Below are 20288 nucleotides of genomic sequence, written 5' to 3' on the forward strand. Positions count from 1 at the left end.
CGACTTCCGGAGTCTCTCCCATGTCCAAGGTCGAACACCAGGACGCCACCGTACTTTCCGACGACGAGCTGCGCACCCTGGACGCGCACTGGCGGGCCGCCAACTACCTGACCGCCGGGCAGATCTACCTGATGTCCAACCCGCTGCTGACCGAGCCCCTGACGCCGGAGCACATCAAGCCGCGCCTGCTCGGCCACTGGGGCACCTCGCCCGGCCTCAACCTCGTGTACACGCACCTCAACCGGGTGATCAGGAAGCGGGGGCTTGACGCGCTGTGCGTGTGGGGGCCCGGTCACGGCGGGCCGGCGGTGGTCGCGAACTCCTGGCTGGAGGGCAGTTACAGCGAGACCTATCCGGATGTGTCGCGTGACGCGGAGGGCATGGCGCGGCTGTTCCGGCAGTTCTCCTTCCCCGGCGGTGTGCCCAGCCATGTCGCCCCCGAGACGCCCGGTTCGATCCACGAGGGCGGTGAGCTCGGCTACTCGCTCTCCCACGCGTACGGCGCCGCCCTCGACAACCCGGGCCTGCTGGTCGCCTGCGTGATCGGTGACGGCGAGGCCGAGACCGGACCGCTGGCCGCCTCCTGGCACTCCAACAAGCTCCTCGACCCCGTCCACGACGGCGCGGTCCTGCCGATCCTGCACCTCAACGGCTACAAGATCGCCAACCCGACGGTGCTGGCCCGGCTGCCCGAGTCCGAACTCGACGAGCTGCTGCGGGGATACGGCCACGAGCCGATCCATGTGACCGGCGACGACCCGGCCCAGGTGCACCGCGACATGGCGGCGGCGCTGGACGACGCGCTGGACCGCATCGCGGTGATGCAGCAGACCGCCCGCGAGGACGGTGTCACCGAACGCGTGCACTGGCCGGTGATCGTGCTGCGCACCCCGAAGGGCTGGACCGGTCCGGCCGAGGTCGACGGCGAGCCCGTGGAGGGTACGTGGCGTGCCCACCAGGTCCCGCTGGCGGGAGTGCGCGAAAACCCGGCCCACCTGCGGCAGTTGGAGACCTGGCTGCGCTCGTACAAGCCCCAGGAACTCTTCGCCCCGGACGGTCGCCCCGTCGCAGACGTCCTCGCCTGTGTCCCCGACGGCACCAAGCGGCTCGGCGCCAGCCCGCACGCCAACGGCGGGCTGCTCGTACGCGACCTGCCCGTCGCGCCGCTGGACGAGTTCGCCGTGCCCGTCGACAAGCCGGGCACCACACTGCACGAACCGACCCGGGTCCTGGGCGACCTCCTGGCCCGGGTGATGAAGGACACGGGCGGGCGCCGCGACTTCCGCCTCGTCGGTCCCGACGAGACCGCGTCGAACCGGCTGCAGGCCGTCTTCGACGTCAGCGGAAAGGCCTGGCAGGCCGAACACCTGCCGGTCGACGAACACCTCGAACATCACGGCCGGGTGATGGAGATCCTCTCCGAACACACCTGCCAGGGCTGGCTGGAGGGCTATCTCCTCACCGGCCGGCACGGACTGTTCTCCTGCTACGAGGCGTTCGTCCACATCGTCGACTCGATGGTCAACCAGCACATCAAGTGGCTGCGGACATCGCGGGAGCTGCCGTGGCGGGCGCCCATCGCCTCCCTCAACTACCTGCTCACCTCGCACGTGTGGCGCCAGGACCACAACGGTTTCTCGCACCAGGACCCCGGCTTCGTCGACCACGTCCTCAACAAGAGCCCCGAAGTCGTCCGCGTCTATCTGCCGCCGGACGCCAACACCCTCCTGTCCGTGGCGGATCACGCCCTGCGCAGCCGCGACTACGTCAACGTCATCGTGGCGGGCAAGCAGCCCTGCTTCGACTGGCTCTCCATGGAACAGGCGCGGGTCCACTGTGCGCGTGGCGCCGGGATCTGGGAGTGGGCGGGCACCGAGAACGGCGGTGAGCCCGACGTGGTGCTGGCCTGCGCGGGCGACGTACCGACACAGGAAGTCCTCGCCGCCGCCCAGCTGTTGCGCAGGCACCTGCCGGACCTCGCCGTACGGGTCGTGAACGTCGTCGACCTGGCCCGGCTGCTGCCCCGTGAGGAACACCCGCACGGCATGAGCGACTTCGAGTACGACGGGCTGTTCACCACGGACAAGCCGGTGATCTTCGCCTACCACGGCTACCCCTGGCTGATCCACCGTCTGGCCTACCGCCGCACCGGCCACCAGAACCTGCACGTGCGCGGCTACAAGGAGTCCGGCACCACGACCACGCCCTTCGACATGGTCGTCCGCAACGACCTCGACCGCTACCGCCTCGTCATGGACGTCATCGACCGCGTCCCGGGCCTCGCCGTACGCGCGGCGGCCGTACGCCAGCACATGGCCGACGCCCGCACCCGCCACCACGCCTGGATCCGCGAGCACGGCACCGACCTGCCCGAGGTCGCCGACTGGACCTGGAACGCCTGAACATCCCTGTTCCGCAAAGGAGTTCACTGTCATGACCGTACGCGTCGGCATCAACGGCTTCGGCCGTATCGGCCGAACCTACCTGCGTGCCGCCCTCGATCGCGCAGAGGAAGGCACCCAGGACGTCGAGGTGGTCGCCGTCAACGACATCACCTCACCCGCCACGCTGGCCCACCTGCTGGAGTACGACTCGACGTTCGGCCGCATCGGACGCGACGTCCGGCACGACGACAGCTCCATCACCGTCGACGGACGGCGCATCGCCGTCACCGCCGAACGCGATCCGGCCGCCCTGCGCTGGTCCGACCACGGCGCCGGCATCGTCATCGAGTCCACCGGGCGGTTCCGCGACCGGGACTCCGCGGCCCTGCACCTGAAGGGCGGCGCCCACACCGTGCTGCTGTCGGCACCCGGCAAGAACGCGGACGCCACCATCGTCATGGGCGTCAACGACCGGACCTACGACCGGCACCGCGACCGCATCGTCTCCGCAGCCTCCTGCACCACCAACTGCGTCGCCCCGATGGTGAAGGTCCTCGACGACGCCTTCGGCGTCGAGCGCGGCATGATGACCACCATCCACGGCTACACCAACGACCAGTCCCTGCTCGACGGCCCCCACAAGGACCTGCGCCGGGCCCGCTCCGCCGCCCTCAGCATCATCCCCACCAGCACCGGCGCCGCCCGCGCCGTGGGCCTGGTGATGCCGGAACTGGCCGGGACACTGGACGGGATCGCCGTCCGGGTGCCCGTGGAGGACGGCTCGCTCACCGACCTCGCCGTGGTCCTCGCCCGGGAGGCGAGCGCGGACGAGATCAACGCCGCGTTCGAGGCGGCCGCGGACGGTCCGCTCAACGGCATCCTGCGCGTCTCCAAGGCCCCGATCGTCTCCCGCGACGTCATCGGCGACCCCGCGTCCTGCATCTTCGACCCGGCGCTGACCCAGGCCAACGGCACCCTGGCCAAGGTCTTCGGCTGGTACGACAACGAGTGGGGCTACACCAACCGCCTCCTGGACCTGACGGCACTGGTGGCGGACGACTGACGCGTTCCGACCGCTCGTCGTGACGGGGGAAACGGGCCGGTCGGCGGCCATGGACTGGGCCGACCGGCCCGGGGACGGCCCCGGACAGCCCATGGGCCCGTCCTCCGTTCCGCCGGACGATCGAGGTATCGAGAGCCATGGAGGAGACCTGCGATGACGGACGACCTGCTCGACCGGCGCACGGTGCACGCCCTGCTCGCGGACGGCACCACCGTGTGCATCCGACCCGTGCGGCCGGGTGATCACGACCAGTTGCAAGGGTTCTACGAGGAGATGTCGCCGGAGAACCTCCGTCTGCGCTTCTTCGCGGCGAGCCGGCGCTCGGCCGCCATGGCCGCCGACCGGGCCTGTGCCCCGGCCGGTCCGGGCTACCGGGCCCTGCTGGCCGAGGTGGACGGCCGGGTGATCGGCATCGCCGAGTACGGCACCGTCAAGGAGACGGAGGAAGGCGGGGAGAGCGGCGCCGAGATCTCCATCGCCGTCGCCGACGGCCTGCACCACCGGGGCGTGGGCACCCTGCTCGTCGAGCACCTGGCCTCGGTGGCGCGTGCGGAGGGCATCACCACCTTCACCGCCGACGCGCTCAGCGAGAACCACGAGGTGCTCCGCCTCTTCGCCGACCTCGGCCTGCGCACCTCCCGCCGCTTCGAGGGGCCCGAGGTGCGCTGCACCGTCCACCTGGACCAGGACGACACCTACCTGTCGGCCGTCGAGGCCCGCGGCCGTGCCGCCGACGTGGCCAGCCTGCTGCCCCTCCTGCGACCGTCCACCGTCGCCGTGGTCGGCGCCGGACGCACGCCCGGATCGGTGGGCCGGGCCGTCCTGCACCACCTGCACTCGGGCGGCTTCGCGCATCGGCTCTTCGCCGTGAACCCCGGCGTCACCTCGGTGCTCGGTGTGCCGTCCCACCCCTCGGTCGTGTCGCTGCCGAAGACACCCGACCTGGTGATCGTGGCCGTCCCCGCCGCCGCGGTCCCGGCCGTCGCCGACGAGTGCGGCCGGGCCGGGGTGCGTGCGCTCGTCGTCGTCACCGCCGGCCTCGACCACACCCAGGCGCAGGCCCTGCTGACCGCCTGCCGCACCTACGGCATGCGTCTCGTCGGCCCCAACTGCCTCGGCGTCTCCAACACCGACCCGGAACTGAGCCTCGACGCGACCTTCGCCGCCGAGCACCCTCGCCCCGGGACGGCCGGTGTCGCCGTGCAGTCCGGCGGGGTCGGTATCGCGCTGCTCGACGGACTGTCCCGGCTCGGCATCGGCGTCTCCTCCTTCGTCTCCCTCGGCGACAAGTACGACGTCAGCGGCAACGACATGCTCCAGTGGTGGGAGAGCGACGGCCGCACCGACCTCGCCCTGCTGCACCTGGAGTCGTTCGGCAACCCGCGCGCCTTCTCCCGCACCGCCCGGCGCGTCACCCGCCGCATCCCGGTGCTCACCGTCGACGCCGGCCGTACCGACGCGGGCCGCAAGGCCGCCGCCTCGCACACCGCTGCCGCCGCCACCCGCACCATGACCCGAGGCGCGCTGTTCACCCAGGCCGGCATCACCGCGACCCGCTCGGTCGGCGAACTCCTCGAAACGGCGGCCCTGCTGCACTCCCAGCCGCTGCCGGAAGGCAGCCGCGTCGCGATCGTCACCAACGCGGGCGGAGCGGGCGTCCTCACCGCCGACGCCTGCGCCGAGGCCGGGCTCGCCCTTCCCCCGTTCACCCCCACGATGATCGACGAACTCCTCGCCGTACTGCCGGACGGCGCCGCCATCGGCAACCCGATCGACGCCACGGCCGCGGTGTCCGAGGAACAGCTCACGGCGTGCGTCGACCGCCTGACCCGGTGCTCCGGCATCGACGCCGTCGTGGTGGCCCTCGTGCCCACGGCGGTCGCCGCCGCCACCGGTGACGACCTGGTGCGGGCCGTCACGGCGGCTCCCGGCCGACGGGCGCGCCCCGTGCTCGCCGTACGCCTGGAGCAGGACCGGTCCGTCCGGCTGCTGCCCGCCGCGGACGGCGGCACGATCCCCTCCTACGCCGAACCGCAGGGGGCGGCCCGCGCGCTGGCGCACGCCGCCGAGCGTGCGGCCTGGCTCGCCCGGCCCGTCGGCGTCGTCCCCGGCCTCGACGGCATCGAGACCGAGCGGGCGCGCAAGGTCGTGGTGGAGTACCTGGCCGCGCACCCCGACGGCGGCTGGCTCGATCCGCGTACCTGCGCCGACCTGCTCGCCTGCTACAGCGTCCCGCAGATCCCGTGGGCCTGGGCCGAGACCGAGGACGACGCAGTGCTCGCCGCCGAACGGCTGCGCGGCTTCGACGGCCGGGTGGTCATGAAGGCGTACTGGCCCGGACTGCTCCACAAGACCCAGGAGCACGCCGTCCACCTCGACCTGCGCGGCGACTCCCAGGTCCGGGCCGGGTTCCGCGACCTGGAGACCCGATTCGCGGGACTCATGACCGGTGTGGTCCTGCAACCCCTCGCCGCCCGCGGCACCGAACTCTTCGCGGGCGTCGTCCAGGACGAGGTCTTCGGGCCGCTCGTCCTGTTCGGGCTCGGGGGCACGGCCACCGAGATCCTCGCGGACCACGCCGCCCGGCTCGCCCCGCTCACCGACCGCGACGTCCACGACCTGATCACCTCGCCGCGGTGCGCCCCGCTGCTGCTGGGCGCGAACGGGAACACCCCCGTCGACCTCAAGGAACTGGAACAGCTGCTTCTGCGGCTGTCCCGGATGGCGGCGGACCTGCCGCAGCTCGCCGAGGCCGACTTCAACCCCGTCCTGGCGACACCCGGCGGCGTCACCGTGCTCGACGCACGGATACGCCTGCTGCCGCGCCGCCCCCAGGACCCGTATCTGCGCCGGCTGCGCTGAGGAGGGACACGACCATGAGGCACAACAAGGTCGGCTCCGTGATGACCACGGACGTCGTCCGCGCCGAGTACGGCACACCGTTCAAGGAGGTGGCCCAGCTGCTGGCGTCCCACCGGATCAGCGGACTGCCGGTGGTGGACGAGGACGACAAGGTCGTCGGGGTCCTGTCCGAAACGGACCTGATGATGCATCAGGCGACCACTCCGGACCCGTACGAGCCGAAGCACCGTGCGAGGCTCGCCGAACTGACCCCGGGGGCCAAGCGCCGGACCGCGAAGGGCAAGGCGCGCACCGCCGGTGAGCTGATGACGGAGCCCCCCGTCACCGTGCACGCGGACGACACCATCGTCCAGGCCGCCCGCACCATGGTCCGGCGGCACGTGGAACGGCTCCCCGTCCTCGACGAGGAGGACCGGCTCGTCGGGATCGTCACCCGCCGCGACCTCCTCCAGGTCTTCCTGCGGCCCGACCAGGAGATCCGCACCGAGGTGATCGAGGAAGTCCTGGTGCGCGCGCTGTGGCTGGCGCCGCGCAGCGTCGAGGTCTCCGTGGCGGAAGGCGTCGTCACGCTCACGGGACACATGGAACGCAAGAGCGAGACGGAGATCGCCGTCGCCATGACGCGCCGGATCGACGGCGTGGTCGACGTGGTCGCCAAGCTCACCTACCGGCTGGACGACGCGGACCTGCGTGCCGAGGCACAGACACAGACACCGCACGGCGTGGCCGACGACTGGCTGCGCCGGCGGTGAAAGGAGGCGGACCGTCATGACCGACACCGTGCTGGTCACCTACGGAACGACGAACGGAGCCACGGCGGAGATCGCCGAGGCCGTCGCCGGCGTCCTGGGCAAGGGCGGGCTGACCGCCGAGGCGCTTCCGGCCCGGTCCGTGAAGGACGTGGCGCGGTACGACGCCGTCGTGGTCGGCGGCGGGCTCTACGCGGGGCGCTGGCACAAGGACGCGCGGCGGTTCGTCCGCCGGCACCGCGCCGTACTCGCGGAGCGTCCGGTGTGGTTCTTCAGCAGCGGACCGCTCGACGCCTCGGCCTCCGAGCGGGACATCCCGCCGGTTCGCGGCGTGCAGCGGGCCATGATCCGGCTGGGCGTCCGGGATCACGTCACCTTCGGAGGATGCCTGGAGGAAGGCGCCAAAGGGCGGATCGCGGGGATGATCCTCCGCTCCGGGAAGGGCGGCGACTTCCGGGACTTCGGCGTGATCGAGGCCTGGGCGCAAGGCATCGCCGACGAGCTGACGTCCTCTCAGGGCCCCTCGTAGGAGGGGACTCTGCCCGGTCCTGCGAGGCCGGCCGCGAGACCCGGTTCGCGCCGGGTCTCGCGGCCGGCCTCATGGCGCCTCCCGGGCCGGTACCACGGCAACGGGGGAGGCAGCCTCGTGCAGGAGAGCCCGCACGACCTCGCCCCACTCCGTACCGGGCTCTCGTCCCACCACGATCAGTGCGGCGCTCTCGGCGTGGTGCAGGAGCGCCTGAACCGGCGGGAGGAGAACGACGTCTTCGCGCACCGCAACCCGCGGACACCTCGCACGCCACGGACGCAGCACGTCGGCCAGCAGCTGCACCTCCTGGTCCTCCCAGGTCGCACGCTCGGTCTCCGGCACGGCGAAAGGCCACTCGGCGGCACAGGGAGGAAGCGACCAGGTGTGCACCACGTGCAGGAGGGCATCGCGTACCCGGGCGCTGTCGAAGGCGAAGTCGATCGTGCCGTCCGAAGGGTCTCGGGCGTCCATGCCGAGAAGGACCTTCCCGGAGCGGTGCGCGGACGCGCGGCCGTCCGGAACGAGCACCAGCGGACGGTCGGTTGCCCGAGCGGCAGCCGGAAGCAGGGAGCCGAGAGGCCGATCGGTGTCGTCGGCCCCGTGAGGGGCGCCGCACACGATCACTTTCGCCCGGCCAGGGTCAGGTGGTGCGCCCAGGAATGTACGCATCGGCAGGCCGTGCAGCCGTGCCTCCTGTTCGGCCCAGTCGACCGCGGAACGGCTCGGCGCCGACGGGTCGGTACAGGCAAGGATCACTTGGTCCATCGCGGTCGGCCTTTCCGGGGCGGCGGGACGAGCCCCTTCGGGGCCCAGCCTGGCGTACGCCTTCGCGTCCGGGCAGGGGCAGAACGGTCCCGCGGAACGGTGCGGCCGGGCCCGCCCGTGGCAGAGGCACACACAGGAAGGCTCCAGGCCGCTGTTCGGCCCGGAGCCAGGATCCGTCGTGCGTTCAGCTGGTCTTGTGGCTCCACTCAGGTCCCACCTGGTCCCATTCCCTGCCCCACCCGTCGACACGGCGCCGGTCGAGCTGCGACCGGGCGACAGCTCCGGCACCGAACACCAGGCCGGCGAGGCCGGCCGCGGCTGCGGCACCCAGGAAGCCCGACTCGATCGCCGCCTCGGTGGAACTCCGGGGCGCGGCGGTGAGACGGCCCTGGCCGTCCTGCCACACCGTGACCCTGGATCCGGCCTTGCGGCCGGTGTCCACGAGGGTTCGGCCCGTGCGGGCCGAACCGTCGGGTGCCGTCCAACGCACGCTTGTCGTCCGACGATCGGAGGTGACACCGACCGCCGTGGTGCTGACGAGGACGTCGTCGAGGAGCACGGCTCGGACGGACTGCCGCTCGGCTCGCTGCCGTGCGAACACCTCGTCCGCCGCATGGAAGGTCACCAGCCCGGCGACGGTGCCGCCCACGGCGAAGACCGTCCACACGGCCAGCACGATCCAGGCCTCGACGATGTCGTCGCGTCGTTGCAGCGGGTTGCCGCGCCACCGCCACAACCGCTTCTTCGCGTACTTGCCACCGGTCATCGGTCCGCACCTCCTCGTCGTCGTGACACGTCCGAAGGTGACAGAGAGGGGCCGTGCCGCGACATGGGCCGAGCAGGCGCCGCCACAAGGCCGTTCGGGACCGGACTCCGCGATCTGAGAGGGCCCTTCGGCCCACGCGGCCGGTACTCGGCGCCGACGCCCCCGACCTGCCTGCCACCGTGCGGCGGGGGGCCGCCGCCGGGTCCACGGGCCACCGGGGACGAACGTCGAACGCGTCGTGCAGGCCCGTGCCGATGAAGGACACGGTACGAAGATCGAGCACCGGGTCGGGGGACTGGCCGGCGGTCAGCGCGTCCAGGCGTGCCGCGAGCGCGGGCACCGTCAGGATGTCGATCTCGCCCTGCAGGGCCAGGACGGCCGTGCCACCGGATGTGCGGTGAGAGCGGAACTGCGTGGACCTCGTGTGGAAGGGGGAACAGGGTCACTCTCAGGAAGCCGGGGACCGGTGGCCCCTGGCTGGGGACGCCTGTGCCACTCGACGGTGGACAGTGCCCGTACCGCGATGTCAGGTGAGAGACGAGAAGGCAGATGGATGCCAACGACGGATTCCGTGAGCTCGACCGGCAGGAGTGCCTGAGCCGCTTGGCCGAGGCGCCGGTGGGGCGCATTGTGTACACACGGCAGGCGTTGCCCGCCGTGCTGCCGGTCAACTTCTCCCTCGAGCGTGACGGCGCGGTTGTGGTGCGCACCTCCGCCGTGTCGGATCTGGTGAGCGCGGTCGACGGAGCCGTGGTGGCCTTCGAGGCCGACGCGGTCGACGTCACCACCCAGTCCGGCTGGAGCGTCGTGGTCATGGGGCCGGCCGCCCTGGTGACCGACCCCGTCGAGCACGCACGGCTTCTGCGCACCGGGCCGCGTTCCTGGGTGCCGGCGCCGCAGGAGGTCTTCGTGCGCATCGCCCCGGAGCTGGTCACCGGACGCGAACTCGTCGGCGGACGCACCCTGTACGGCGTGCACCTTCCTTCCTGAACCTCGGGCGCCACGTCCTTGGGGACCTCGTCACTCTGCCCTGTCCCGGACCGAACGGCCCTTGAACAAGGGCCGTTCGGCGTTTCTTCGGGTCTCCCGGCTCCTGCCCGTGCGGCCGGCCCCCGAGGAACATCGTCCGAGGAGGCCGGTGCGTTCGCCGAGCGTCGCTTCCGCCGAACGGTCACTCGAAGAAAGGACGGGTACGGCCATGACCTCGCATCACATAGTCGTCGGAGTGGACGGCTCGCTGAATTCCGTAAGGGCGTTGGACTGGGCCGAGGCCGAGGCGGTACGACACGGCACCGGACTGCGCGTGCTGTACGCGGTCCCCGACCGTGACGAGGCCGCACCCGTTCTGCGATACGCCGCGTCGCGCACCCGTGCCCGGCATCCGGAACTGTTCGTGGAGACCGTCGCGGCGGAGGACGGCGCGGTGCGGGCGTTGGCGCGCGAGAGCGCGGACGCGGCGCTCACCGTCGTGGGAACACGCGGGCTGGGTGCGTTGACCGGTCTGGCGTTCGGTTCGGTGAGCCTGAGGCTGGCCGCGCTCACGCAAGGACCGCTCCTGGTCGTCCGCGGGGACCACCCGTGCGGCGACGGCCGGGATGTGCTGCTCGGCCTCGCGGACGACACGGACGAGCAGGTGGCCGCGTACGCCTTCGAGGAGGCCGAGCGGCGAGGTGTGAACCTCCGTGTCCTGCATTCCTGGAGCCACCGGCACGTCACCCCCGAACTTCCCTCCCTCGTGCCCGCCCGCAGCCCGGGCCAGGAACGGCTGGCCAGGGAAGCCCGGGCGGAGGAGGCCGTACCCCGTTACGCCCTCACCCGTCTACAGGACCGGCATCCCGGCGTCGAGGTGGAGATCCGGACGGTCCGCTCGGCTCCGGCGGACGAACTGCTGGGAGCGACCCAGGACGCTGCCGTGGTCGTCATCGGCGCCCACCGCCGTAGCAACGTGCTCGGCCCGCGCCCCGGTCCGGTCGCCCACACCCTGCTGCACCGGGCGCACTGTGCCGTGGTCGTCGTCCCCCACATATGACCGGCCCGCCGCGATGCCCTCATGCACCTTCCCGAAGGAGGCCCGCTCATGTCCCGGATCGTCGCCGTCGGTCTGGACGGTTCGAACGAAAGCCTGGCAGCGGCGGAGTGGGGCGCTCGTGAGGCCGCGATGTACGGGATCCCACTCCGCGTCGTGCACGCGGGGGAGCAACCACCCCACGACTACGTGCCGTTCGCCGGCCATCCCGTTCCCCCGCCGGGAGCGGACCCGTCCGCCCGTCTGCTGACCGAGACGAAGGCCCGGCTGACCCATCGCCACTCCGGGGTACGGGTGAGCGCCGAGCAGATCGCCGGCCGGGCGGTGCCCGTACTGGTCGCCGTCGCGAGGGAGGCCGAACTCCTGGTGCTCGGATCGAGGGGCCTCGGCATCGTGGCGGGGGTCCTGCTGGGCTCCGTGGCGTCGGCCGTGGTGGCGCGGGCGGAGCGGCCGGTCGTGCTGGTCCGCGACGACGAGGAACGCGGGCAGGGACGCCGAACGGAGGTCTTCGGCGGGTCCGCTGATACGACGCCGTACCGCGATGTCGTGGTGGGACTGGATCTGCGCGCCCCCGACGACCGTGTTCTGGAATTCGCGTTCGACGCCGCTTCCCGACGGGCCACCGGACTGCGTGTGGTCCACGGCGGTGAACCCGCCGCTGACACACGGCAGGGGCCGGCCGACGTGCTCCGCCCCTGGCGGGACAAGTACCCGGGGGTCGAGGTGACGGAGGAGGCCGTGGTCGGTGACGCGGGCGCGCACCTGGTCGACGCCTCGCGTGACGCGTCACTGGTCGTCGTGGGACGCCGCGGCCAGGAAGGCTCGATCATCGGCCCGCACATCGGCCCGGTGGCGCGCACCGTCCTGCGGCACGCGGTCGCACCGGTCGCCGTCGTCCCGCACGACTGACGCCGTTCAGGCCGACGCGGACGGATGGCCGGCCGTGAGGCGAACCCCGGTGACCAGATCGGGGCTGATCCGGACGGCGTGATCCGTCTTCTGCGCCACCTGCGGACGCAACAGGGTCCGGTAGCGGGCCGGTTCGCGTGGGTCGGGTGACCGCCCACGCGTAGCCCGTGACGATGGTGAGCAGCCCGAGGGGCAATCGGGCCTCCGGTCCCGCCGGTCGGGCGGGGAACCGTGCCCCCTGCGGTTTCCCGGCACCAGGCCGTGCGTCACCGGGCTGTCGGCCGCCTCACCGGGCCGGAGGACCCACCCCGGCATGGTCCCGGGGGACGGGCGGCGGGTCGTCACCGACGGTCTCGCGTCACTTCAACGGTGCGGAATCACGCCGTGGGGGAGTCCTCCGCGGTTGCACCGCACCACGGAGGTGCCGTCGTCCGGGGCATGTCGTCCCGGGCCCGGGCTGCCTTGCCGGTCCGGCGGCGCAGCCGGTCCGGAGCCGGGCGACGGCCTCCTTGCCCGCCGTCTCCCCGGCCGTCGCGACCACCCGGCGGCTGTCGATGCGCGGGTTCGCCGCGGCCGACCACGGGTGGCCGGCGTGGTGGGCGGCACCGCTCGCGCGATGTGTGCCTCGGCGGTCGTACGGATCCCGGTAGTGCGCCGCCGAAGTGCCCATGCAGCCTGCGCGGTTGCCCACTAGGCCGGGTGCGGCTGCTCCGGAGCGGTCAACCGACGGCGCTGCACGGGTCGTCCGCGGTGTGCCGACGGTGACGGTACGGCCGGGCACGCTCGCCCCGCAAGGACTCGAAGACGGCCAGGACCGCCCGGCACAACGCTTCGGCCGGTGAACACGGGAAGTCCCCGGTCTCCCGGCGGATCAGGTCCATGCACGTTCCGGCGAACCCGGCCAGGACCGCCGCGTTCAGGTCCAGGTCGTTCGTCGCCTCCTGCCTTCGATCGAGGCCGGCGACGGCGTCCTCGGTCGTCTCCGTCGTGCCGGGCATGGAGAACCGCGCCCCGGAGCGGACGGACAGCGGCAACGGGTCGTCCGGCCGCCCCGCCTGCTCCAGGACGGCCAGGCGGGCGGGGACCTCGTCGGCCTTTACTGCTCGGCCCGGTGCCATCGGCGTGGAAGGCCCGGCAGGCCTCGGTGGTGACGGTGAACCCGGCGGGACCGGCAGGCCCAGCCTGGTCATCCCGGCCAGGTTCGGGTCCTTGCCGCAGAGGAGGCCGGCCAGGTCACGGCCGCCTGGCGTGAAGTCGTACACGGGACGCACCATGACCCCGGTCTCCTCCGCCGGACCTCGGGCTGGACACCTCTCCGGCGTCCGACCGCCGGGACCGGAAGGGACAGGCGCTCCCGGTCCCCTCCACTGGGCCGATCGGCCCAGGCTGCTTCGAGACGGGGCCGTCGTGGGACCCGGCGGATTTCGGGCAGCGGCCCAGGCCAGGCGTGATGTCGGTGAACCGGACGTGCGGGGACCGGGCCCTGTGTGCTGGGCTTGATTGGCTACCGGACCTCGCAGTCGACCACTACCGTGACACATGACCGGACCACTGGGCGTCCGTGCGTAACAGGGGACCTGGAGGAACGCAGGGTGGAAACCCCCGAGGAGGCTCGCGTGCGCCTGCCTCAGCTACGGCTGGACGAACTGCTGGACGAACTACAGGTTCGTCTCGACGTGGCCCGCGGCACCAGGGACCGGGTGCACAGCCTGCTGGAGGCGGTGCTGTCGGTCGGCCGGGAACTGGACCTGGAACAGGCCCTGCGCAGCATCGTGGAGGCCGCCGCCCTGCTGGTCGACGCGGAGTACGCGGCGCTCGGCGTGATCGGCCCGGACGGCAGGCGCCTGTCCGCGTTCCACACCGTGGGGGTCAGCGAGGAGCAGATCGCGCGGATCGGCCCGTATCCGGAGGGCCACGGCATCCTGGGGGAGCTGATCCACCACCCGGAGCCGCTGCGCCTGGCGAAGATCTCCGAACACGAGGCCTCGTACGGCTTCCCGGCGCACCACCCGCCGATGAACACCTTCCTGGGCGTCCCCATCCGGGTGCGCGACCAGGTCTTCGGCAACCTGTATCTGACCGAGAAACGGGGTGGCGCCCAGTTCGACGAGGACGACGTGTCGGTCACCCTGACGCTCGCCGTGGCGGCAGGCGTCGCGATCGACAACGCCCGGCTGTACGAGGAGTCCCGGCTGCGGGAACGCTGGCTGCGGGCGAACGCGGAGGTCACCCACAGCCTGATGTCCGGCAGTGAGCGCGCCGAGGTCCTCGCTCTGATCGCCGAGCGGGCCGGCGAGATCACCGGATCCGCCCTGGCGGCGGTCTCGGTGCCCATGGAGGACACCGGGGCGCTCGCCGTGGAGATCGCCGTAGGAATGGACGCCGAGGCGCACCGGGGCCTCGTACTGGCCATGGACAAGAGCCTGATGGGGCTGGCGTTCTCCGGCGCCGTCCCCGTCACCAGCGCGGACGTCACCCACGACGAACGCATCTCCCTGGAACCTCCGCGGTTCGGCGGACTCGGCCCCGCCGTGGCCGTACCCATCGGCACGGGCGACCCGGGGCCGCGAGGCGTGGTCCTGCTGGCGCGCAAGGCCGGGCAGCCGGTGTTCTCGGCGACGGAGACCGAGACCCTTCAGTCCTTCGCCGCACAGGCCGCCGTCGCGATGGAACTGGCGGAACGCCGCCAGGACGCCGAGGCGGTCGCGGTGCTCATGGACCGGGACCGCATCGCGCGCGACCTGCACGATCTGGCCATCCAGCGGCTGTTCGCCACCGGTATGACGTTGCAGAGCGCCGGCCGCTTCATCGAGCACGGGGAGGCGGCCGAGCGCGTGGCGCGCGCGGTCGACGACCTCGACGAGACCATCAAGATCATCAGGTCGACCATCTTCGGCCTGCGCACCCGTGAGGGCGCGGGAGAGACCGGCCTGCGCGCTCGCGCCGTACGGGTCGTGGGGGAGGCCGCACCGGTCCTCGGCTTCGCCCCCGGTGTCCGGATGGAGGGCCTGCTGGACACCGACGTACCGAAGGACATCGCCGACCACGTGGTGGCCGTGCTCTCCGAAGCCCTGACCAACATCGCCCGGCATGCCCGGGCGAACCGCGCCGACGTCCTCCTGGCCACGGACGGGCGCGAGGTACGGCTCTCGGTCACCGACAACGGAGTGGGCATTCCCGCCGACGGCCGCCGCAGCGGGCTGCGCAACATGGCGGAGCGCGCCGAGCAACAGGGCGGCAGACTGGAACTGAGGACGCCCGAAGGCGGCGGCACCACGCTCGTGTGGCGGGTGCCGGCGCGGAAGCCGTAGGACCGGGGCCCCCGGCGCCCGCGCTCGACGGCCTCTCCGGCCCGCGAGGGCGGAAAGAGACAGTCGGGCCCCCGGACGGGGTCATTGGGCCCATGCCGTCACCGGCGTGGGGGCGGATGCTGGAGGGTGACGCGGGACGGCATCCGAGCACCTGGAGGACGCCATGCCCTACCTCGTGAGCGACGTGATGACGCGGACCGTCGTCGCCCTGCGTACGGGAGCGGCCTTCAAGGACATCGCCAGGACCATGCGGCGCTGGAAAGTCAGCGCGCTCCCCGTCCTGGACGGAGACCGCCGGGTCGTCGGCGTCGTGTCCGAGGCCGATCTCCTCCCCAAGGAGATGTTCCGCGACGGCGACCCGGACCGGTACGCGCGCTCGCGCGGCCGTTCCGACCTCGCGAAGGCGGACGCGGTGGCCGCTGCGGACCTGATGACTGCTCCGGCGGTCACCGTGCACGCCGACGCCACCGTGGCCCGGGCCGCACGCATCATGGCGCGGCACAACCTCAAGCGGCTGCCGGTCGTCGACGACGAGGGCGTGCTTCAGGGCATCGTCAGCCGAACCGACCTGCTCAAGGTGTTCCTGCGGCAGGACGCGGAGATCGCCGACGAAGTGCGCCGGGAGGTGGTCGCCCACTTCCGCACCGCGTCCGGCGATCCTGTCCGGGTCGCGGTGCGCGACGGGGTCGTGACGCTCACCGGCCGGGTGCGGGACACGTCGCTCGTTCCCGTCCTGACGAGGCTGGTGCGGGCGGTGGAAGGCGTCGTGGACGTGGACTGCGCGCTGTCCGGCCCACTCCGGGACCCGGACACCGATCCCTCTCTTCCCGCCGACGCCCGGACCGGATGGGCCGGCGGTCCCGGCACCGTGCTGTGACCGTGCCGCACCGGAGGAGGTGGCGAGTCCCATGGCCAGGACACGTCGGGCGAAGGCGACACGAGTGTGGTTCTGGCGATGGCGGCACAACGCCCTGAGACGGCACAGCGACGTGGTCGAAGCCAGAATCGTGCTCGCCACATGGATTCTCGCGCTCCTGGGCGGAACCCTCCTGGGCCAGGCGGCTGCCGAGGGACTCGACCACAGCCTGGCAGATCGGCGAACGGCCGCACACGCTGTCACCGCCGTGCTGACCGAGGACGCCTCGAAGATTCCGCCCGTCACGACCGGATTCGACGACGGCAAGGTGTGGGCCAAGGTCCGCTGGACGACCACCGACGGCGTCACACACACGGCACGGACGAAGGTCGACCCCGATGCCTCGACGGGCACTCGCGTGACGGTGTGGGTGGACGGCAGCGGCGCGCTGGTCGCCGAGCCGGCCACGGCGACGGAGGCGGAGCTGGAAGTGGTCGGTACCGGACTGTTCGTCGGGTCCGGCACCGGATCCATGGTGCTCGCCGGTGGCTGGCTGGTACGCAGGCGCCTGCTGAGCCGACGGCTGGTGGAGTGGGACGCGGAGTGGAAGCGCGTCGGCCCGCAGTGGCGCGACCTCAGCGGAGGCAAGGGATGACAGACGGCCGACGCCTCCCAGGCCCCGTACCCAGCCTGGGGAGCGCTGCATGCGGAGGCCCTGGCACGACGGGGCGGGAAGGACGCCACCCGCTTCTCGCGGATCCTGATTGCGCGGTGCGCGGTCCCTGTCGGCCGTTTCTCCGCGCCTCTGCCGGGTCCTTCCCGCCATCTCCAGCACACCACCCGGAAGCCGCGGCCACCAGGGCCGACCGGTCCAGATCCTACGGAGACCGGACACCGAGGAGACCCACGTCACGACCACTGCCACCGCTCCTGCCGAGGCTCCGTCGACCGCACGGCCGCGCCCAGCGCTGTGGTGCTGCCTCGCTCCGGGGAGCACGTGCTCGTTCGCTGACGGAGCGGGCCCTGCCCGCGGGGAGGCCCGTCTGCCGGCCGGCCCCACGCGCAAGGGCCGGACCGCACCTGTGTGCGGCCCTCTCGGCTCATGCGCCCCGACCTGTGGCGGAGTTGGCTGGAAGCAGGGAGAACGACGCCGATCAGGGAGGGTGAGGACAGTGGGTACCAGTCTCACACCGGAGTTCTGGGAACGGTTCGCAGTGCTGCTCGTGCTGGCCGTGGGGCTGACATGTGTCCTCGTGGCGGTCTTCGACGGTCTCGTCGACCGGCTGATGCGCCGTCGGACCCCCAGGACGACGCCACACGTGCCGCACCCGTCGGCGCGGAGGAACCACCGCACGTCGGTGCACTCCTGACGTGCTGACAGGCACTGCTGTCATGGGCCGGGGACGTGGTCCCCGGCCCAGCAGTGGTCAGGACCCGGGTACGGAGGGCCGGCAGGCCGGTGCTCCTGCGGACGCGGGTGATCGTCGAGGTTCCCGCCGGGGTGCGGATCCCGTCGGAGACCAGGATTCAGGGTGGCGGCGGACTCCCGAGGGCATCGCGGTGGCCGGAACACGCGGGTACGGCCCCCGGCCCGGACCGCGCCACCCCTGCTGACTCGCACCGGCCCGGACCGGGGACCCACTGCGGGGAGACGCCCGCCAAGCGGCACGGGCCGGGCCGACGACCCACGTGCGGCCACAGCCCGCCACGAGGCTGTCTCCCCGGCGCGGACGCCGTTTCCGGCCGGGGGACGGGGAGCCCCTTTGCGAATGCCGTGCCCGGCGCCCGCGCTGATTCAAGGATCACTCTGCGGGAAAGCGGGCGAGAGGGCCGGACGGATCCGAGGTGAGGCCGGTGAGGACCTTGCGCCGCGCTCTCTCGGGTGCGTCCCGTGCCACCGCACCGGAGGTGCTGCGGGCGATCGCGGCACCTCCGGTGGAAGGCGTCAACCGGTCCGGTGCCCCCACGTCGGCTCCACCCGGTTCCACTCCGTGCCCCATTGATCGATTCGCCGCCGGTCGAGCCGTCATCGTGCGAGCGCTCCGGCGCCGGTCACCACTCCAGTGACGGCGAGTTCCGCCGCCGTGCCCAGGAGCGCCGACTCGTAGGCAAGCCTCCGCACGGCTGGGCGGTTCGGTGGTGAGCCCGGACCGGGTGTCAAGCCAGATCACGATGCCGGCGCCCGCCTTCCGGCCGGTCTCCACCAGCGTCCTGCCCGTACGGGCGGAGCCGTCTTCGGCCGTCCAGCGGATCTTCGCCGCGATCCGATTGCGCGCGCCCGCGACTCCCGAGGCCCCCGAAGGCCGTTGTTGCGCCGGCGCCACAACCGCTTCCGTCCGCTCCTGTCGCCCTCGATCGAACCGCGCCTCCTCGGCGCCGTGACACCGAGCGTCGGCAGCGGGGCGCCTTGGGCGGCATGGGCCGATCAGACGTCGGAGGGGGACCGGTCGGAACCGATTCGGCGCCGGGGACGGGCCGTTCGGCCCCCGAACCTCGTGACAGGGACCATCGGCCCCTCGCCGTCGCATCGCCGGCCGGTCACGCTCGGAGTACGGCATCACCGCCCGTCGCCGGGAGGTCATCATGCGGAGCACGTCTTTCGACGCCGTCACCCTGGAGACCTGTGTCGCGGCAGCGTCCGCCGCACCGTCGATTCTCAACACCCAGCCATGGCACTTCCAGGTGGATCCCGGGACTCCCGTGTTCCAGGTACGGGCCGCTTCGGAGCGCGGCCTGCGCCGTCTGGACCCGACGGGACGCGCCCTGCATGTCTCGGTGGGGGCGTGCGTCCTGAACCTGCGGGTGGCGATGGCACACTTCGGCCGCTCACCGGACACCCGGCTGCTGCCCTGTCCCGGAGACCCGGAACTGCTGGCCGTCGTCCGCTCGACCGGGCCGGTGGCACAGGACGGGGCGGACGGCCAGGCAGACCTCTACGAGGCGATCCGGCATCGCCACAGCAGCCGCACCCCGTTCTCCGGCGCACCCCTCTCACCGTCCCTCAACGCCGCACTCGCGGACGCGGCTGCCTCGGAGGGTGCCAGGCTCGTCCTCCCCCCGCCCGAGGAGACGGGGCGCCTTCTCCGGCTCACCGCGGAGGCCGAACAGCGCAACCGCCTCGACGCCGACCGTGCCATGGAGAGCCGGCGCTGGGTGCGGCACGACCCGTACGAGTCCGCGGACGTCGGTCTGACCCGGTCGGGGCTCGGCCCGCAGGACGCCCGGGAGTTGCTTCCCATGCGGGACTTCACCGCCCAACCGCACAGGGAACGGCTCCTCGCTCGCGATTTCGAGGTGACTCCGGTCCTCGCCCTGCTCAGTACGGAACACGACCGGCGTGTCGACTGGCTGCGCGCCGGACAGGCACTGGAGCGCGTACTCCTCGTCGCCACGACCCTCGGCCTGCGCACCTCCCTGCTGCACCAGGCGATGGAGTGGCCGGACCTGCGCGGCGCCCTGGCCCCCTCGCCCGATCGCACCGGGCACGCCCAGATGCTCATCCGCCTGGGGTACGGGACCGCCGGCCCCGAATCCCCACGGCGTGGCGCGCGCAAGCTGATCGACGTCCGGTCGTGAAACCGTGGGCCGGCCCGGCCCACGTGCTGCCGGAGACAACGCGCGAGGCGGCCGCCGTCGACATCGGCGGACACCGTCGCACCGGTGCGGCAGGCCGCCGCCGTCGCACGCTGCGGAGGCCGAACAGGCGGTACGCGCAACGGAGTCGCTCGCCGGGGCACTGCTCCTCCGACGGCACAGGCGCCCGCATGTCCGGGTGCGGGAGGAGGTGGCCGTGGACACGGCAGGCGTGCCGCCGTTCCTGTCCCGGTCGTTCCGTACGGCTCAACTGACTCGCGTGCCCCCCGAGGTGCTTCGTGGGACCGCTCAAGTGGGGTCCTGTGGCGGGCGGTTGTGGCCCTGCGGCCCATCCCCGGGTCCGGCCCGCGGAGCGATGCTGGGAAGTGGGGCAGGGCCCCTCGGGGTCCCCCATGGGGCCCTTCGGCCCCTACAGCCCGCGTCGCACGCGGGTGAGGCTGATGCGACCAGTCGGAGAGAGGCACGTGGGAGGTG

At 72.3% G+C, this 20288-nt stretch carries 17 protein-coding genes; 13 read left to right on the forward strand and 4 right to left on the reverse strand.

Annotation, left to right across the window (positions count from 1 at the left end):
• Positions 1-20 precede the first annotated feature (20 nt).
• The 5 genes from OG787_RS47530 to OG787_RS47550 all read left to right on the forward strand — a co-directional run bounded on the left by OG787_RS47530 (position 21) and on the right by OG787_RS47550 (position 7587).
• Positions 21-2402 (forward strand): phosphoketolase, encoded by a 2382-nt coding sequence (locus OG787_RS47530; protein WP_405539723.1) that lies wholly within the window; start codon positions 21-23, stop codon positions 2400-2402.
• Between the two features lie 31 nt (positions 2403-2433).
• Positions 2434-3447, forward strand: coding sequence for a type I glyceraldehyde-3-phosphate dehydrogenase (gene gap / locus OG787_RS47535; protein WP_405539724.1), 1014 nt, complete (start codon positions 2434-2436; stop codon positions 3445-3447).
• A gap of 153 nt (positions 3448-3600) precedes the next feature.
• Positions 3601-6309 (forward strand): GNAT family N-acetyltransferase, encoded by a 2709-nt coding sequence (locus OG787_RS47540; RefSeq protein WP_405539725.1) that lies wholly within the window; start codon positions 3601-3603, stop codon positions 6307-6309.
• A gap of 14 nt (positions 6310-6323) precedes the next feature.
• Positions 6324-7061 carry a CBS domain-containing protein gene (locus OG787_RS47545; protein WP_369029780.1) on the forward strand — a complete coding sequence of 246 codons (738 nt, stop codon included), beginning with the start codon at positions 6324-6326 and terminating at the stop codon, positions 7059-7061.
• Positions 7062-7077: 16 nt separating this feature from the next.
• A complete protein-coding gene (locus OG787_RS47550; RefSeq protein WP_369029779.1) occupies positions 7078-7587 on the forward strand; it encodes a flavodoxin domain-containing protein in 510 nt (169 codons plus the stop codon).
• Between the two features lie 69 nt (positions 7588-7656).
• Here OG787_RS47550 and OG787_RS47555 read toward each other — a convergent pair whose 3' ends face one another.
• Complete coding sequence (locus tag OG787_RS47555) at positions 7657-8352, reverse strand: universal stress protein (protein ID WP_405539727.1); 696 nt, start codon at positions 8350-8352, stop codon at positions 7657-7659.
• A 184-nt stretch (positions 8353-8536) separates the two neighbouring features.
• Positions 8537-9118 carry a hypothetical protein gene (locus OG787_RS47560; protein WP_369029777.1) on the reverse strand — a complete coding sequence of 194 codons (582 nt, stop codon included), beginning with the start codon at positions 9116-9118 and terminating at the stop codon, positions 8537-8539.
• Between the two features lie 549 nt (positions 9119-9667).
• Between OG787_RS47560 and OG787_RS47565 the strand changes: the two genes are divergently transcribed.
• The 3 genes from OG787_RS47565 (at position 9668) to OG787_RS47575 (ending at position 12053) form a co-directional block, all read left to right on the forward strand.
• Positions 9668-10108 carry a pyridoxamine 5'-phosphate oxidase family protein gene (locus tag OG787_RS47565; protein ID WP_405539729.1) on the forward strand — a complete coding sequence of 147 codons (441 nt, stop codon included), beginning with the start codon at positions 9668-9670 and terminating at the stop codon, positions 10106-10108.
• 208 nt (positions 10109-10316) lie between these two features.
• The gene (locus tag OG787_RS47570) at positions 10317-11147 is read left to right on the forward strand and encodes a universal stress protein (protein WP_405539731.1); all 831 of its coding nucleotides are present in this window, start codon (positions 10317-10319) and stop codon (positions 11145-11147) included.
• A 48-nt stretch (positions 11148-11195) separates the two neighbouring features.
• Positions 11196-12053 (forward strand): universal stress protein, encoded by an 858-nt coding sequence (locus tag OG787_RS47575; protein WP_405539732.1) that lies wholly within the window; start codon positions 11196-11198, stop codon positions 12051-12053.
• 719 nt (positions 12054-12772) lie between these two features.
• Here OG787_RS47575 and OG787_RS47580 read toward each other — a convergent pair.
• Positions 12773-13327 (reverse strand): hypothetical protein, encoded by a 555-nt coding sequence (locus OG787_RS47580; RefSeq protein WP_405539733.1) that lies wholly within the window; start codon positions 13325-13327, stop codon positions 12773-12775.
• 318 nt (positions 13328-13645) lie between these two features.
• Between OG787_RS47580 and OG787_RS47585 the strand changes: the two genes are divergently transcribed.
• The 4 genes from OG787_RS47585 (at position 13646) to OG787_RS47600 (ending at position 17590) form a co-directional block, all read left to right on the forward strand.
• Positions 13646-15364, forward strand: a complete 1719-nt coding sequence (locus OG787_RS47585) for a GAF domain-containing protein (protein WP_405539734.1) — start codon at positions 13646-13648, stop codon at positions 15362-15364.
• Between the two features lie 163 nt (positions 15365-15527).
• Positions 15528-16241, forward strand: coding sequence for a CBS domain-containing protein (locus OG787_RS47590; RefSeq protein WP_405539736.1), 714 nt, complete (start codon positions 15528-15530; stop codon positions 16239-16241).
• A gap of 31 nt (positions 16242-16272) precedes the next feature.
• Positions 16273-16875, forward strand: coding sequence for a hypothetical protein (locus OG787_RS47595; protein WP_405539737.1), 603 nt, complete (start codon positions 16273-16275; stop codon positions 16873-16875).
• A gap of 517 nt (positions 16876-17392) precedes the next feature.
• Positions 17393-17590 carry a hypothetical protein gene (locus OG787_RS47600; RefSeq protein ID WP_369029769.1) on the forward strand — a complete coding sequence of 66 codons (198 nt, stop codon included), beginning with the start codon at positions 17393-17395 and terminating at the stop codon, positions 17588-17590.
• A 432-nt stretch (positions 17591-18022) separates the two neighbouring features.
• Here OG787_RS47600 and OG787_RS47605 read toward each other — a convergent pair whose 3' ends face one another.
• A complete protein-coding gene (locus tag OG787_RS47605) occupies positions 18023-18187 on the reverse strand; it encodes a hypothetical protein (protein ID WP_369029768.1) in 165 nt (54 codons plus the stop codon).
• A gap of 616 nt (positions 18188-18803) precedes the next feature.
• Here OG787_RS47605 and OG787_RS47610 point away from each other — a divergent pair.
• Positions 18804-19796, forward strand: coding sequence for an Acg family FMN-binding oxidoreductase (locus tag OG787_RS47610; RefSeq protein WP_405539738.1), 993 nt, complete (start codon positions 18804-18806; stop codon positions 19794-19796).
• Positions 19797-20288 lie beyond the last annotated feature (492 nt).

Origin of the sequence: Streptomyces sp. NBC_00075 (assembly GCF_045041225.1) — a bacterium.
GTDB classification, from domain to species: domain Bacteria; phylum Actinomycetota; class Actinomycetes; order Streptomycetales; family Streptomycetaceae; genus Streptomyces; species Streptomyces adonidis.

What these genes read in the sequence shown, in the direction of transcription:
- OG787_RS47530 (WP_405539723.1), top strand. Translation starts at nt 21, where the DNA reads ATGTCCAAGGTCGAACACCAGGACGCCACCGTACTTTCCGACGACGAG.
- gap (WP_405539724.1), top strand. Translation starts at nt 2,434, where the DNA reads ATGACCGTACGCGTCGGCATCAACGGCTTCGGCCGTATCGGCCGAACC.
- OG787_RS47540 (WP_405539725.1), top strand. Translation starts at nt 3,601, where the DNA reads ATGACGGACGACCTGCTCGACCGGCGCACGGTGCACGCCCTGCTCGCG.
- OG787_RS47545 (WP_369029780.1), top strand. Translation starts at nt 6,324, where the DNA reads ATGAGGCACAACAAGGTCGGCTCCGTGATGACCACGGACGTCGTCCGC.
- OG787_RS47550 (WP_369029779.1), top strand. Translation starts at nt 7,078, where the DNA reads ATGACCGACACCGTGCTGGTCACCTACGGAACGACGAACGGAGCCACG.
- OG787_RS47555 (WP_405539727.1), bottom strand. Translation starts at nt 8,352, where the DNA reads ATGGACCAAGTGATCCTTGCCTGTACCGACCCGTCGGCGCCGAGCCGT.
- OG787_RS47560 (WP_369029777.1), bottom strand. Translation starts at nt 9,118, where the DNA reads ATGACCGGTGGCAAGTACGCGAAGAAGCGGTTGTGGCGGTGGCGCGGC.
- OG787_RS47565 (WP_405539729.1), top strand. Translation starts at nt 9,668, where the DNA reads ATGGATGCCAACGACGGATTCCGTGAGCTCGACCGGCAGGAGTGCCTG.
- OG787_RS47570 (WP_405539731.1), top strand. Translation starts at nt 10,317, where the DNA reads ATGACCTCGCATCACATAGTCGTCGGAGTGGACGGCTCGCTGAATTCC.
- OG787_RS47575 (WP_405539732.1), top strand. Translation starts at nt 11,196, where the DNA reads ATGTCCCGGATCGTCGCCGTCGGTCTGGACGGTTCGAACGAAAGCCTG.
- OG787_RS47580 (WP_405539733.1), bottom strand. Translation starts at nt 13,327, where the DNA reads ATGGTGCGTCCCGTGTACGACTTCACGCCAGGCGGCCGTGACCTGGCC.
- OG787_RS47590 (WP_405539736.1), top strand. Translation starts at nt 15,528, where the DNA reads ATGCCCTACCTCGTGAGCGACGTGATGACGCGGACCGTCGTCGCCCTG.
- OG787_RS47595 (WP_405539737.1), top strand. Translation starts at nt 16,273, where the DNA reads ATGGCCAGGACACGTCGGGCGAAGGCGACACGAGTGTGGTTCTGGCGA.
- OG787_RS47610 (WP_405539738.1), top strand. Translation starts at nt 18,804, where the DNA reads ATGCGGAGCACGTCTTTCGACGCCGTCACCCTGGAGACCTGTGTCGCG.